Origin of the sequence: Hymenobacter sp. H14-R3, from assembly GCF_030063445.1 — a bacterium.
Classification (GTDB): domain Bacteria; phylum Bacteroidota; class Bacteroidia; order Cytophagales; family Hymenobacteraceae; genus Hymenobacter.
In genome coordinates, this window is record NZ_JASITD010000047.1 from 1 (window position 1) to 16,130 (window position 16,130).

At 50.8% G+C, this 16,130-nt stretch carries 9 protein-coding genes; 6 read left to right on the plus strand and 3 right to left on the minus strand.

Translation table 11 applies throughout. The annotated features are described in order from the left end of the window. Nucleotides 1–1,073, minus strand: a 1,073-nt coding sequence (locus tag QMK33_RS22710; RefSeq protein WP_283566917.1) for a PAS domain-containing protein, incomplete at its 3' end; no start/stop codon positions are given. A gap of 334 nt (nucleotides 1,074–1,407) precedes the next feature. On the opposite strand from QMK33_RS22710, the gene QMK33_RS22715 reads away from it, so the two are divergent. Next, nucleotides 1,408–1,653, plus strand: a complete 246-nt coding sequence (locus QMK33_RS22715; protein ID WP_283566918.1) for a transposase — start codon at nucleotides 1,408–1,410, stop codon at nucleotides 1,651–1,653. A gap of 38 nt (nucleotides 1,654–1,691) precedes the next feature. Next, nucleotides 1,692–2,594 carry an IS3 family transposase gene (locus QMK33_RS22720; protein WP_283566919.1) on the plus strand — a complete coding sequence of 301 codons (903 nt, stop codon included), beginning with the start codon at nucleotides 1,692–1,694 and terminating at the stop codon, nucleotides 2,592–2,594. Nucleotides 2,595–2,774: 180 nt separating this feature from the next. Here the strand turns inward: QMK33_RS22720 and QMK33_RS22725 are convergent, their stop codons facing one another. Further along, nucleotides 2,775–4,235: an FG-GAP-like repeat-containing protein gene (locus tag QMK33_RS22725; protein ID WP_283566920.1), complete on the minus strand. Its 1,461-nt coding sequence runs from the start codon at nucleotides 4,233–4,235 to the stop codon at nucleotides 2,775–2,777. 152 nt (nucleotides 4,236–4,387) lie between these two features. Between QMK33_RS22725 and QMK33_RS22730 the strand changes: the two genes are divergently transcribed. The 4 genes from QMK33_RS22730 to QMK33_RS22745 all read left to right on the plus strand — a co-directional run bounded on the left by QMK33_RS22730 (nucleotide 4,388) and on the right by QMK33_RS22745 (nucleotide 15,217). Then, entirely contained in the window at nucleotides 4,388–5,413 is a 1,026-nt protein-coding gene (locus QMK33_RS22730; RefSeq protein WP_283566921.1) for a hypothetical protein, read from the plus strand. Between the two features lie 987 nt (nucleotides 5,414–6,400). After that, entirely contained in the window at nucleotides 6,401–9,991 is a 3,591-nt protein-coding gene (locus tag QMK33_RS22735) for an RHS repeat domain-containing protein (RefSeq protein WP_283566922.1), read from the plus strand. Between the two features lie 164 nt (nucleotides 9,992–10,155). Continuing rightward, on the plus strand, nucleotides 10,156–14,703 hold the full coding sequence (locus QMK33_RS22740) for a DUF6443 domain-containing protein (protein ID WP_283566923.1): 4,548 nt from the start codon (nucleotides 10,156–10,158) through the stop codon (nucleotides 14,701–14,703). Between the two features lie 148 nt (nucleotides 14,704–14,851). Beyond that, nucleotides 14,852–15,217 carry a hypothetical protein gene (locus QMK33_RS22745; RefSeq protein ID WP_283566924.1) on the plus strand — a complete coding sequence of 122 codons (366 nt, stop codon included), beginning with the start codon at nucleotides 14,852–14,854 and terminating at the stop codon, nucleotides 15,215–15,217. Between the two features lie 186 nt (nucleotides 15,218–15,403). Here QMK33_RS22745 and QMK33_RS22750 read toward each other — a convergent pair whose 3' ends face one another. Further along, nucleotides 15,404–16,069, minus strand: a complete 666-nt coding sequence (locus QMK33_RS22750; protein WP_283566925.1) for a recombinase family protein — start codon at nucleotides 16,067–16,069, stop codon at nucleotides 15,404–15,406. Nucleotides 16,070–16,130: the final 61 nt, after the last annotated feature.

Below are 16,130 nucleotides of genomic sequence, written 5' to 3' on the forward strand. Positions count from 1 at the left end.
GTGCGAATCTCGTGGCTCATGTTGCTGAGAAACTGCTGCTTAGCTTTCACCGCATTTTCGGCGATGCCGGTGGCGCTTTCGGCTTTGGCCTGGGCTTCTTCGGCCCGCACGGTGGCGCGCTCGGCCGCAAATTTGGCCTCAATCAGTTCGGTGGCAATGCGCTTTTGGTCCGTCACGTCGCGGGCCACAATCACGACGCCCAGCACCTTGCCTTCGTCGTTCTTATAGACCGACCCGTTGAAGAGTACATCCGTCAGCTTGCCATCTTTATGCCGCAGGGTGAGGGGCGAATCGGCCACCGTGCCCTTGGCAAACACTTCCTGGTACACCTCGCGCGCCATCTGCGGGTCGGTGAAATAGGCGAAGAAATCGGACCCAATCAGCTGCGCCCGCTCCATGCCAGTGATGTAGACCGTGGCCAGGTTCATATCCGTTATTTTTCCCTCCGGACTAATGGTCACGAGCGGGTCGCGACTGGCCTCAATCAGGCCTCGGGCGTAGTTAGCCACGCGCAGCTCGGCGGCCCGCTTCACCTTCTCGTCGTTTTGAAACGCCAGCTCTTTGTTGGCAATGCCTAACTCGGCGGCGCGCTTCTCCTTCTCGTCGTTTTGAAAGGCCAGTTCTTCATTGGCAATACTGAGCTCGTCAGCCCGCTTCTCCTTTTCGTTGTGCTGAAAAGCCAGCTCTTTATTGGCAATACCTAGCTCGGTAGCCCAGTTTTTCTCGGCCACTTCCCGGGCCACTAGTACGGCGCCCACCAGGATGCCCTGGTCGTCCTTGTTCACGGAGCCATCAAACAAGACCTCGGTCAGCCTGCCAGTGATATGCCGGAGCGTGAACGGCACGTTGCTGACCGCCCCAGTGGCCAGCACTTTCTGGTAGGCCTCCTCCACCAATTCCGGCTCGGTAAAAAAGGCAAAGAAGTTGGCCCCTAGCAAGGTGTCCCGTTTTACGCCCGTCAGCGTTACCGCTGCCTCATTGGTATCGAGGATGTTACCCGCTGTATCAATGGTAACTACTACATCCTGGCTTGCTTCCAGCAAGCGCCGGTATTTCTTTTCGCTTTCCTTCATCGTGGATAGTTCACCGGCCAGGAAGGCAAGCGCCTAATTCTTTCTAGTGGTGGCGGGCGCATCCCAGGTGAACAGAGGCTAGCCCTAGGTAATAAAAAGTGCGTTGTATTGATTTAATACAAAAATACCGCACACGTATATGCCGCATACAACTGCCTGCCATGTAAGGTACTACCTTTCGGCCGCAAGGAATTTTATAGTCTAAGCAGCGAGTCTTCTGGTCCAGCCGACCGGCTGGCTAGGTGGCTAAGGAGCTACCTGTTAGAGTCCATCGCTATTCAGCTGAGGTGGTCGGGTAAAAGAGGAGAGAATTGGGTGCTAATTTCCCAACTCCATGGAAAAAGCCCCTCCCACGAAACGGCCGCGCTATGATGCGGCCTTCCGCGCCGAAGCCTTGCGCTTGGCCAGTGAAAGCCGCTCGACGCTGGCCGCCGCCCGTGCGTTGAACATCGACCCCAAACGACTCTATGCCTGGCAGAAGGCGGCCCAAGAGCCCTTGTCCGCTGACCCGACTGAGGCCGCCGAGGTGCGCGCCCTGCGGCAGGCCAACAAACGGCTGGCGCAAGAGCTGGAGATTTAAAAAAAAGCTATCGCCATCTTCTCGACTTCCCCGACCCTGTGAGTCACTGGCAGTTTATTGACCAGCAGCGCGTTCATTATCCAGTTCAACTGCTTTGCCAAGCCCTCGGGGTGGTGACCAGCCGCTACTACGCCTGGCGAAAAGGGGCGGTGTCGGGCGTGGTAGCCCCCGTGGAACCGGCCTGGGAAACGGCCCTGGTCGACGTATTCGACGACCACCAGCGCCGCTACGGCACCCGCCGCCTACGCGTCGAGTTGCGCGAGTTGGGGCACCAGGTGGGGCGGCAGGCTATCCGCACGGCGCTGCGCCGTCAGGCGCGCAAGGCCTTGCAGCCGAAAGCGTTTGTGCCGCGCACGACCGATTCCACCCCTGGTAAACGTTGCGCGTCGAACTTGCTGCTCGACCAGCCGAAGCCTATCCAGGCCAACCGCGTGTGGGTCAGCGATATCACCTATTTACCCTTGGCTAACGGCAACTGGGTGTACTGCTGTGCCTTTCAAAATGTATGCACCAAGCAGGTGGTGGGCTGGCAGGTGCGGGCCGATATGCCGGAAGCGCTGGTTACCACGGCCTTGCAGCGGGCTTTGCTCGCCCAGCGGCCCGCTCCCGGCTTGATTGTCCACGCTGACCGGGGCGGCCAGTACGTGGGCAAAGTCTACAAAACGCTGCTGCGCGACGCCCAGGCCTACCTCTCGCACAGCCGCCGGGGCGACTGCTACGACAACGCGCAGGCCGAGAGCCTCTGGTCGCGCCTCAAAACCGAACTGCTCGAACTGCGCGACTGGCCCGTTTTCACGGACCTAGCTGACGCGCAGACCAGCGTGGCCGATTATTTTGACTACTACAATCATAAACGCCGGCGTTCCAGTATCGGCTATCTAAAACCTTATCACTTTCACCAGCAGCTACTTGCTAACATCACCCAACTCTCTCCTGCCTAACTAGACCACCTCAGGTGCACCTTTCGGCGCTCATTACAATTAAACCATAGGAAATCCAATTGGTAAATCTATACGCTTCAATCAAACTACCTCCCTTCAGCTTAGAGCGTTGATATTCCGCTCGCTCCGCCAATTCTCCTTATTACATGTTTTGGCTCACAATCCATTTTCACTAGCCTGTTATTGCACGGCTATTGGTTGTGTCACAGACCAACTTCCTGCCGGGGAACTAGTTGGATTAGTTATTCTTAGCATATACCAACCAGGTGATAATTTTTGGGTTGGCACGAATAATTGCTTGAGTCCTCCGGGTTGCGTGCTGGTCCAGATATGACGACCCGCGGCATCGAATAACGCTATCTCCACGGTGGTCGCCAAAGGAAAGGCCGCTGACTCAATACAGAGTAAACCTCCTGCGACAATTGGGTTAGGATATGCCCGCATGGTTGACGCAAAGTTCTGATTCCGACTGGCAAGCACCAATTGATTAAGTAGTACTGAAACCTTTCCATTGTTGCTATTAGAAGTAGCGATGTCTATCCGACCATTTTTATCAAAATCTGCCGCCACTACTGAGCCGGGCTGCGTGCCCGCGCCCACCGCAACATCTGCTACTGGGCCAAAGCCAGTACCATTCAACTGGGCTGGCAAAATACCGACCGCATCATGGCCGTAGTTAGCTGTTATCAGTGCGGGTCGTCCGTCACCGGTGATATTGGCGAAAAGCACACTCAGTGGTTGGCTGCCGGGCCCAGTTGCATACTGCACGGGCATCATGAAATTACCCTGCTTATCATTGAGCAGCAAGGAAACATTGTCGGTACCATAATTAGCTGTAAGCAGGTCTGGGTAACCGTCGTTGTTTACATCAGCTGCTGTCACTCCAAATGGCGCACTATTCGCACCTAACGCGTAACTCTTGAGTGGTCCAAACTTTCCAGCACCCTCGTTTAACAGTACGCTTACCCAATTAGCGTTCGTATTGAAATCAGCGAAATGAGCGATAATTACATCCGTATGCCCATCACGATTGACATCTGTTACCGTCAAACTAGTGCTGAGTATGGACGAGGCATACGCATAACTTTGTGCGGGTCCAAAACGACCGTTACCCTGATTAAGAAATACGCTTAAAGTAGGATTTCCCAGGGTGACCGTTAAAATATCGAGTGTGCGGTCGCCGTTCACGTCTGCCAGCACAACCTCTTTCGGTCTACCGTTTGGGCTGGTTACTGGGTATTGATGGCTTGTGGAGAAAGTGCCATCTCCTTTGTTCAACAGAACACTGACAGAATAGGCTTCATAATTTGCCGTTACTAAGTCGGGATGGCCGTCTTGGTCCACGTCACCCACAGCCAAGCCGTAGGGGGTACATTGGGGACCCAGTGGATAGGCGACAACCTTGGTGAATGTGCCATCCCCGCGGTTACGCAGTACCCCTACTGCCTGGTCCGTGTAATTTGCCGTTATCAAATCTAGGTAGCTGTCCCCATTGAGATCAGCAGTTACCACTTGGCGGGGATTTGAGCCAAAAGTTCCTATAGCGTATTGAACTGCTGGCCTAAAGTGCTGAGAATGCCCCGTAAGAATTGAGGAACAGGCAAGCAGCAAAAAGTATAAGACTAATTTTCCGTCAATCATTGTAGATTTATGAATTTAGGTAAGAATACTTGCAATAGTACACTCAAGCTCGTACTATTGCATTCCATAGGCCGAACTAGTTCTAAGAGTCTGCACACGTTGAGCCTAAGACACCATTTTTTCACCACCCACAAGCTTGAAAAGCATTATTTATGATAAAGTTCTACTTTAAATGGCTAATAGTACTATTTGGACTATATGGTGTTACTTTGCAGAGATTGTCAGCTCGACCGATAGAGCAAGCACTTGTTAATTGCCCCATACTCTTCTCTAAAATCGTAGGCCCTCGCGTACTTTCGACGACCACTCAATATACTCTTGCCTCTGTTTATGATGGGGGACAAATTAACACCGATAATATAAGCTGGTCCGTATCCCCTGCTTCAGCAGTATATATAATTAGTGGTACCACTTCCCCTACTCTATTACTTGCCCCAATCGGCTGTGATTCTGTGAAGGCAACCATTACTGTTTCGTACTTAACCTCTGGCTGTAGTGCAAGAAAAGCAAATGCCTCTTTGGATGTTACAGTAATTGATAAGAATGCTGCTTCTAATTCAATCCCTGTTATCTCCGGCACTTATAAGTGCGTAACCTGTGATAATACTGGTTCCAAAACATTGCTGTTAGATGGAAGTACGAATCTGGTAAGCAAGTATGGCACTTACCAAATTGATTTAACTTCCAACACTTCTAATGATGAGTTTACAAGTTGGGATAAGTTTGAAGGCGCAGGCGCTACTTTACAAATAAGGCCTAATACTCAGAATCGCTCAGCCACTATCGTCCTAACCCCCAGTGCGGGTCTGGCTGCATTAGCTGTCAACGTCCAGAGTGGCAACTGCGGTAAAAGTAGAATAAGACAGGCATTCAGATTTGCTACTTCGAATCCGACTAGTTGGCTAGTCAGTATGGACCCCGTACTGCATGAAGTAATTATTGAGCCAATCGACGTACCGGAGCCTACGCCAGCACCTTCACCCTATCCGCCAAACCCTACGAGCAGTGCGTTAGCCTACTCTGCTACACTTTATGACAGCCACAGCACTCCAGTGCGGGATACACAAAGTACTGCTCATAAAGTGGTTTTTGATGTGCGCTCATTACCCGCAGGGATGTACTATCTCAGAATTTTAGGCAAGAACACATTTAAGTCTCAACAAATAGTAATTAACTAGCTGTATAGCTTCGAGTTGAGTCTTGAGCAAAATTAACCGGGTTTTGCTATCATTGAGCGCTACAAATTCGTTTGGTGTAAGGCAGTGAATCTCTAATCGTTTGGCATGATTGCAAGCTAGCAAAAAGGCTCACATAAATGCGCGTCTATTTCGGTGGTGTTCCGGCAATGTTAGAGCTTAGGTGGTCGAGCGGAAACGGACAGTTTGAGGATTTATTGGTCTCCGTAAGTTGCATTCCTCAGATGTAACCTATTTCAATAACAGAGTAAATACATTTTTACATCTGTAGTTTTTTACTAAACTATATAAAAAATAATTTTTTATATTTATAATACTCTCTTTTATGCATATACTTGTAAAATTAGTATTTGACTATCTATTAATGCCGAAGGTCCCACGCACACGCTCCGCTTTATATATAAAAATCACGGGTTGTATTAAAATACCTTCTCGTCCTATCGGATGATAGGCCTTTCCTTTCTGTCTTGAGCATCCGCGCGCTTCTCCGATACCCTTTTTTGGTTTGGTTCCAATATACCACTCCCCCCAGCTAGAATAGTGGTACGCCCTGCCCAACGACGGCTACTTACCTATGCTCTTGGTGGCTAAGTAGTTGCTGCGCGTGGCTAATTTGAACCACCTGTCTTCCGTCTCTTTTTTACCGATTTGTAATGTACAGCTACCTGCATTTCTAGTCCTTCAACTAGCTATGTACTGCTCGCGAATGGCAGCCTCTACCCTAGGGGGTCGCTGGTCCTCTTACCCAAACCCGGCTAGGGAAACGATTATCCTGACCGGAGTAAAGGCCGGCTGGCTAGTGAGGTTTGGAATAGCTGTGGTCAACGCGTTACCAGCAGTATCCTATCATGAGCGAATGCACCATCTCCTTGGAAGACCTGGCGAAATGCCGGTATCTGGTGAAAATAAAAGACAAGCCCACCGGCAAAAAGCTTCTCCTAAATTAAGCTCGCCTTCATAACCTATTGTATGAAAATAGTGGTTACTCCTACCTGGGCGTTTCAGAAGTTACGTCAGGCGCTTGTCCTTGCTACCCTGCTGCTGGGGAGCTACCAAGCTTTGGCGCAGTCTACGCCAACGGAACTGGCTTCCATACCCAGCCCTAGTGCAGCCAGCCTGGGCAGGTTTGGCGAAGTCCCGGTTTCTTTTTTTACCGGCGTTGCCCGCATTGAAGTGCCCCTCTATACTATCCAAGAACAAGGTATCACCGTGCCAATAGGGCTACGGTACCACGCCTCGGGCTTCCGCCCTGACCAGCACCCGGGCTGGGTTGGCCAAGGCTGGGCTTTGGAGGCCGGGGGAGTTATCAATCGGATTATCCATGACCAGCCGGATGAAGAGCAGGCTGGCAATGGCGGTCCGGCGGGCATTTTATTCAACAGTTCTACCTTGGCTAATTCTCATTTGAGCACCTTAGGGGAAGATGAACAATATAATTTTGTGAATGTTGGTGAACATGTCGATACAGAACCTGATGAATTTAATTTTAGCTTTGGGACCTATAGCGGCTCATTTTACTGGGATATCAACACGACAGCGTGGCGCGTAAAATGTGATAAGCCAGTCACCGTAACTGCGCTTAATCAGACAGCCTCTGGGATAGCCCTCCTAGCCGTTCCCTTTGCTCCACCCAGCGAGGCGGGTGGACTTATCAATGCGGGTGGTTACTCCCCAACGCTTGCCGGATTTGTAGTTACAACGGAAGACGGTACTCGTTACACCTTTGGCGGTTCCGCGGTTTCTATTGAGTATAGCGTTGGGTTGTTTCGCCAACTTACCGACCGCTGGGTGGCCAATTCCTGGTACGTGACCAAGATTGAGAAATCTAGCGGGGCAGCAGTTACTTTCAACTATACTCCAGGTGCTTTTATCGCTCAGTACTACAAGCAAGAAAGCCAGTCCGGAATCAAGGTACATATTACCAAGAAAAATATAAATAAATATATAGATTGGTATTGTGAACAGACTTTGGCGACCTCGTTTGCCAATGGTGCTGGGGACGAAAGAACCTACACTGGCAGTTTGGTGCGGCCTACCTACTTATCCTACATTGCGAGTGCCCACGCTAACTTAACCTTTGGAACGGCAGCAAGTCGGGAGTTACGGGTGCAACCCCTACCGTACACCACCAGTCCACCACCGCCCGCCTATTTTTATAATTTTTATAATTATCGATATACTCGGGATTATCCTACTTATGGACAAGGTTCAGTTAGTTGGCGTTTTCTGCCTTTCCTCCAACCCGGCACAAAAATAGGAACGGAGGAAACCGACCTCATAACTTCCGTTAATAATCTTCAGTGGCAAGAGTTGCAGGTTATCTTTATTTCAACTGCCGGAAGTGCTGCGCGTAGTATAGTATTTAAGTATAATAATGACTCAAATGAACGCCTGACGCTACAAAGCGTCCAGGAAACGGGCTCGCACCCCTATAAGTTTGACTATAACATCGCTACGAAGGGTTACCCGGCGCTGCCTGCTTACATGACTGATAATACGGACCACTGGGGCTTCTACAACCACCAACCGTTAGCTTCCGTCTCAGCTACCAACTACTACAGTACCCGCCAGCCGGCCCAGGATACAATAAGCGTGCTCCTTGGTATGCTCAATCGCATTACCTATCCCACGGGCGGCGTCACGGACTTTCGCTTCGAACCCCACACGTACGCGCAACAACTTGATACCCTGCGCAGCACGCTCATCAGCGCCCCCGGAGGAAGCACCCAGGCCCGGGCGGGGGGCGTTCGCCTGCGCGCCACCAAAAGCTATGACTTGTCCTCTCCTTCCACTGGGGTGTTTAAGGAGTATTTCTACGTTTCAAATTTTAGTGCCGCGCTAGCCGACCCACGTAATACACTCGCCTCAAGTGGTGTTTTAGGGGGGCAGAGTCAATATCGCTACAATAGAATTAGTCACGGAGATTACAGTGGGTATACCATCGATACCCGGCAGACGGCGCTTACCTGTCAATCGGTGCTCGTGGGCAGTCTCAACAGCCAGGGCAGCCACATCGGGTATAGCGAAGTAGTCGAGAAGCAGCGCGATGGGGGCTATACGCGCTACAAATACTCTAATTTCGGACCAGGTAATTTTGACGAGGCTGGGCAGTATCACCTGGGTACCTGGGCTTCTCAGGCACCCTATACTTCCAATGAGCAGCTACGCGGTAATTTGCTTACTGAACAGGCCTACAATAATCAGGACCAATTAGTTAAGCAACGGGCCATAACCTATTCCAGCATCAATCCGAGTCAGGAATACGTGGATGCAGTTAATACTTCGGGTATTATTCCTTCATGCGTAGAATATCCACTTGAAAGATACTTTAGCATAGGAAGCTTGTCTTATTATAAAATAAGAACCTGCGCTGTTTTACCCTATTCCGAAACGACGACCCTCTACGACCTTCAGGGAAAAAACGGATTAACAACTTCTACCACAACTGTTTATAATAGTCACCGTCTTTTAGCTGCTGAGACGGAAATCAATAGTAAGAACGAAGTCTTGTACACCACCTACAAGTACCCCTTCGACTTTCCATATACCGGGCCCACTGCCTACTTGCCTGCTACCCAAGCGTTGGCGCGGATGCCTTCTCTCAATATAATTAATACGCCCGTCGAAACGGTGCATTACCGAAATAATGCAGTAGTGGGGGCTACAGTGGTGACGTATACCTTAAGTGGGACACAAGTAGTTCCCAACCAAGTACTACAGCTCACCCCCCTACGCCCTCTGCTGCCCAGTCAGTATACCCCAGCCTATTTTACTGACCCGAATACGGACGGCAATTATGTGCGCCTTATTACGGATAACAACTTGCTGGCCACGCTCACCTTTGGCAACTACGACAGTAGCGCTAACGCGGGCAGTATTACGAAGCCGGGCGGCCTGGTCAGTACGCAGCTCTGGGATTACAAGAAGAGTCTCTTAGTGGCTAAGGTGGCTAATGCCACCCCCGACCGCGTAGCTTATACGAGTTTTGAAGCGGATGGTCCTTCGTGGGCGGGCAATACATTTCAAACGGCTGGGCCTTATGGCTGGGATTATGACCCCCAACGCGGGCAAACAACCCACTTGCAACCAGGCGGGGTAAGTGGGCAGGCTTCCTATTTACTTGATGGGGGCTGGAGTGTCAACCGGGCTAGCCTGGTACCCGGCGACTACGAGCTTACCTTCTGGGCACAGGGCGGTGCCGGCAATATCTCCGTCTTCACGGACCAGATACTTACCCAAACAGATGAGGGTACGAATGCCCAAGGATATCATTTACTGCATTATCGGATACGCATTACGCAGGGGAGTGTCAGTAATCCCACGGGTAGTGTCGCCGTCGATGCCTACGGCCGGCAAGTGAGCGTGGATGACGTACGCCTCTACCCGGTAGGGGCCCAGATGACGACTTATACGCATGCCCCATTGGTAGGTGTAACCAGTTCATCGGATGCCAACAGCCGCCCCATCCGCTACGAGTACGATGGCTTGCACCGCCTCTCCCTTGTGCGTGACCAAGACGGCAATATCGTAAAAACCTACCAATACAATTTAAAGAACTAAGCCTTCACGTCTGTATGAAACTATTTTCTACCTTACCGGAGCGGCTTTTTTTACTAAGCACCCGTAGCCTATCCCGCCTGCCTGCGTTAGGCAGCAGCCTACTCCTGATAGGAGTTGCCCTGATTTCTGCGCATGCCCAGGGCCCTAGTACCACCCAGAACTTTGTGCTCACTAATTCAGTGCTCGTACCGGGTAAAGTGACGCCCCCCGACGTCACAAGTATGGCCAGCTTCAATGGTAGTACGGGGGCGGTCGAGCGCCAGCAGCAACTTACCTATTTTGATGGGCTGGGCCGGCCGGTTCAGCAGGTGCAGGTACAGGCCAGCCCCAGCCGGCAGGACCTTGTCGTGCCTATCGTGTACGATGCGCTAGGTCGCACGCCCACTACTTACCTGCCTTATACCACGGGTGGGGGAGGGGCCTTCCAACCTACTGCCCTTTCCCAGCAAGCGGCCTTTTACCAGGTCAACGGGGTACTGGACCACGTCGTAAACGATGCCGTACCTTCGGCGCAACAGCTAATCGAGCGTTCGCCACTGGGCCGGCTCCTGGAACAAGGAGCACCGGGGGCCACCTGGCAGCCGGGGACCCGCCACACCGTCAAACTGAACCAGCGTAGTAACCTGGCGGGGGAAGTACGCCAGTGGAACTACGATGATACGGCTAGTCCTGCCTGTACCTCCTCCCAGACTTACGCCCCCGGTCAACTCTTAGTAAAAGAAACCCGTGATGAGCAAGGCGGCCTCGTGACCGAGTACGTGGATAAAGCTGGCAAAACGGTGCTGCGTAAAGTAGCAGGTGCTGGGGTAACCTGCCAGATGCAGATTGATTGGAACACCCTCACCCTCCAGGCCCCACCTGGTATGGGATTTGTCGGTATCCGTTCCGCTACCTACGGTCGTTTATTGACTGGTACCACCTGTGACGATGCCCAGTTCGATGTGGCGTATCGCGCCGACGTAACAGCTGCCGTGAAAAACATGGTGGCCTCTCAACTGAGCGGATCGCCTGCGCCTAACACCCTCAGTTTTGTGGTTGACTATCGCAACCTGATGGCCGACCCCTATCCAGGCTATGGTAAGTCGCTGCTAGTAGAGGCGCTCTACGCGCCCATCCAGGCTCCTATTAATAGGGATTTGCAAACGTGTTATGTCTACGATAACCTCGATAATCTGCGCGTTGTAATTCAACCCCAGGGGTACGCAGACTATGCCCTCGCTTCGCCTTACAGCTCTCTTGCGTTAACTGATAATTTTCTCGCGGCGTGGTGCTTTCGCTACGACTACGATGGCCGGCATCGGGTTATTCGCAAACAGGTGCCTGGGGCTGGCCCACAACTCTTCGTCTACAACCAACGCGACCAAATCGTGCTTTCTCAGGATGGCAACCAAACTGGTCAGTCGCTGTCTCTGTCTCAGTGGACGTTTACCAAGTATGACGTGCTTGACCGCCCCATTCTGACGGGCACAATATATTCTAACGAGACGCAAGCGGCTCTGCAGGCAAAGCTAGACCAGGAAACCATTCTCTGTGAAACGCGCGACCCGTCATCTGACCTCGGTTATTCTTTGCTGAACGCTTACCCCCGCTTATCGGGGTACGGTCAGGACCCACTTACTACCGACAATTTATTAACTATTGAGTATTATGATGATTACAGCTACTCCCGCTTGGCTACTACTGGTCAACTCACCTGCTCACTGCCTGCCGGGCAAACCATCCCCCGGGCCGATGGCCTAGTAACTGGGACAAGCGTCCGGGTCGTTGGTCCCAGTGGGCCGACGACCCAGTGGTTAACATCAGCTACGTATTATGATAAGCAGTATCGTCCTGTTCAGAGCGCGGTGCAGAACCAGTTAGGAGGAGTGACAGTCACTACTTCCACGTATGATTTTGCCAAGCTGCTGAGCACCAGTACTACTCAGTCGACCTCGGCTGGGCCCACCTACGCCCAGGCTAACCATTTCACGTACGGAGCAGCTAATCGCCTGGAAGCTACTTACCAGAATACAGGTAGTCAGGGCGACATTATCCTCTCGCATCAGACCTATAATGAGTTGGGACAACTCATCTCCAAGCGGCTGCACAACGCGCAGCCACCCGCCCCGCCGGCCTCCCTTACCAGCACCAAGTTTGTGCAGAAGGTGGACTATCGCTACAATATTCGCGGCTGGCTAACGCACCTCAATAACCGGGACCTAGATAATAATAGTATCGAAGATAGCCCCGGGGTCTATGTATCGGACCCCGATGGTACGGCCGCCGAGCCCGACCTTTTTGGCATGGAACTGCGCTATGATAACATGCTGCACGGTGATGCGAAGCCCCAATTCAATGGCAATATCGCGCAGCAAATGTGGCAAACGCGTAGCCCTGACCCCAATAAGGCGCAGAATAATGTTTTAAGAACGTATAACTACACCTATGATCCAGTGAACCGAATAGCCGGGGCGGAGTATAAAATATGGAATAACTATACATTTATATCTAATCCAGCTGTTGACTTTTCGGTATCAGGCATCAGTTATGATTACAATGGTAACCTGCTCACGATGAATCGCAAGGGTACTATTAACAACGATAATACCAATCCGGTGTCTGGCGTTTTAGACCAGCTGAAGTACACGTATGGGTACACCTCAAGCTCTACTGGCCAATATGTAACCGGTAATCGTTTACTGGCTGTGGACGATGCAGCCCCGTCTAATCCCGGCTCAACTCATGATTTTAAAGACAATGGGCAAGTGTTTGCCAGCAGCAACCAGCCCGAATATCAATACGATAGTAATGGGAATCTGACGAGTGATGCGAACAAAGGAACGTCTGGCATCAAGTATAATTTACTCAATCAACCCACGTCAATTTTCATTGCTTATTACAATAGAATTGAGTATAGCTACACGGCCACTGGCACGAAACTGCAGAAGCGTATTTATACGCTGAATAACCTAGTCAAAACCACTGACTATGTTGGGTCCGTTGTCTACGAGACGGTTCCGAATGGAACGCCTGTACTGCAATTTGCCCAAACCGGTGAGGGGCGCGTGCTCTACTTACCCAGTAACAACGCACCGCTCTCTTGGAAATATGAGTACCACCTCAAAGACCACCTGGGTAATCTGCGTTTTGCTTTTCGGGCTGACAAGGATAACGGCACAGTGACGCAACTGCAGGCCGGCATGGAGTCGGTCAACGCCCCGAAGGAAGAGGCGCAGTTCCAGCACGTCGCCGAAACGCGGTTAGCCGACCCGGACCACGCCCGCACGGGTAGTTACGTGGCGCGCTTGGATGCCCATACCGGCCGGCGGGATGGCCCAAGCGTGCGGGTGAAAGTGGCGGCGGGCGATAGCATCCGGGCGGAGGCCTATGGGCGCTACGATCGGGGCACGGTGGCAGGTAATCTCCTTCAAAAAGGTGCGTTGGTGGCCGGCAGTCTCACGACAGGAGTCCCAGGGCAGGTAGAGACGGACCAGCGGCAACTAGTGGCTCCACGGCGGCGCTGGCTGCCTTTCGTGGGAGCGAGCATGGGAATTATTCCGCAACTGCTTCACGTAAAGCGAGCGGAGTTACCCGTTGCGTACCTGCGCTACGAGGTGTTCAATAAGGATAGTCAACTCGTATTTACGAAGCAACAGCCTATCCAGCGTACGGCAACGGATGAGTGGCAGCAGCTACAAGCAGGGACCAAAATCGACAGCGCGGGTTTCGTGCAGGTAAGTTTGGTGAACGAAAGTGGGGTGCCCGCCTATTTCGACGATTTGGCCGTCAGCACCGTCGCCCCGACGCCTTATCAAGAGAATCATTATGACCCTTTCGGGCTCAATCTAGTGGGTATTGAAACGGCCGATGTGCCTAATTCAGCCTTCCAATATAATGGAAAGGAAAAGCAGGAGGATTTTCGTCTCAATTGGCTTGATTATGGTGCGCGTATGTACGATTCCCAACTTGGGCGTTGGAACTCGGTGGACCCTTTAGCTGATAAGTGGAATATGATTTCTCCGTATTCTTATGCTTTAGATAACCCTTTATTATTTCTGGACCCAGATGGAAGAGATAACATAGTTTACTTACAGGTACAACAAAGTGCCTACAAGGATTTCACCCGTAAGGAATTACGTGGGGCAGTAAATCAAGCCAATGCAAACTTTAAGCATATGGGGTTAGAAACACGGGTAAGATTAGCAAGAGGCCAAGTTAATTACAGTAAACTGGATAGAACTGATGCCGTAGCTGTAATTGGGCGTGGAGCTGATGTTATTAGCGCAGTGGGTAAAATGAGCGGAGCCTATGCTAACGAATTAAAAACTGATGGATTTGGTAAAAATGGCAGTAATTTACTAGATGATGCTCAACATGGTGGCAATATTATTCCTCTTGATTCGAAGGCTATAGCAGAGACGGCTCCTGGTTGGGGAGAAACAAAGAGTGCACTTGGAGGATTCGTCATAAATCATGGTGCCGGTCACAACGCAGGATTACAACATGGTTTGATGACACAACGCCTGATAGGTGGGGGGTCTATGGTAGTTCCCGAACTCACAATGATGGCTGATGGAACAGCCATCCAGGATTTAAAAATAAATTATAACTGGAAAGTTAGTGAACTCATAGCAGCACCAGATAACATTGATCCAAATGGCCTAATTTATGGTTCGTTCACACACAGATTTGGTAACCACCCTGCTCATGCTACGCTCCCTACTACCGAATAGAAAATTCGCATCGATGTTTTGTATTGTACTACTGGGCACTTCGTGCAAACAAAATAATCAAAATTTTCCTGAGAGAAGGTATTTTGGAGGAGTTATTACTATGCATGTTCCAATTAATTGGACCGAACTTATTCCACCTAAATCGCTTATGACTGACCCACATGAAAATATTCCTACCGCTATAATTGGTAAATCCAAATATCAAAATATGTTGCTACAAATTAGAAGGAATGATAGCATTGGTGTAGTAGATATTTCTACAAAAAAATTAATAGATATATATTACAAAACAAAATTTAAATCTAATTTCCTGTACTTGAGTACTGATTGCTTAAAAGGCCAACTAGTCATTGACTATACTACTAAATACTATAATCAAGACAAGCCTTATTATATTCGTCAAGTATTAATAGTAAATCAGAATAAGTGGGTGTCAATTAATTTTCAAGGAATAGATACAATTGGTTTGCGGGATACTATTCAGCAAATAACTAATTCCTTAATAATTAAATAATTTTTACTTTAAAAATAAATATATAATTAAATTTTTTATTTTATAAATATTTACTTTGTACGTCTTGTATAAATGAACAATTTTACATTTTCGCAAGAATGCCTCCACGAAGTTGATACATGACTAAAGACGCTATTGGGGTAACATCAGAGGTCAAGGAGTAGGTCAGTCAAACTTTAGTGAGGTTTAGGCTGAAACTGCTGCTCGCAGATACAAGCGCTTGACCTGCTCGGCCCGGAAGGCCTTGCCGGTGCGGGTGAGAAAGCGCAACGCATTGAGCTTCTCGGCAATTTGCGAGTAGTTAAACCCCTTCTCCCACAGCAGCAAAATATGCGCCGCCGCCCGCTCGTTATGCTCGTTGGTGCGCGCATTTGCCTGGTGGCGGTCCCGCCCCTGCTGCGTTACCGCCGGCGTTAAGTTGGCCGGCGTACCGAGCGAAAACCCCCGCGCCTTCTTGGCGGCCAGCGCCGCTTTAGTGCGCTGGGAGATGAGTTCGCGCTCGTGCTGGGCGAGCACGGCAAACAGCCCGACGGTGAGCGTATTGGCATCAGGCATATCGCAGCACACGAAGTCCACCCCCGTATCTCGCAACTGGAAGATGAAGCCCGCATTCCGACTCAGTCGGTCGAGCTTAGCAATGAGCAGCGTCGCGCCCTTCGCTTTGGCCAAGGCAATCGCGGCCACCAGCTGCGGCCGCTGGTTTTGCTTGCCGGACTCTACTTCAACAAATTCCCCCACTAACAGAGCCGCCGGCGCAAAGGCCCCCACGGCGGCCCGCTGAGCTTCGAGGCCGAGGCCGGACTGGCCTTGCTTCTGGGTGGAGACGCGGAGGTAGGCGACGTAGGGTTTCATGGGGAAAGAGGGATTTTGGTAAAAATACGCTCTCTTCGGGTGATTTCACAGTTTATAAACG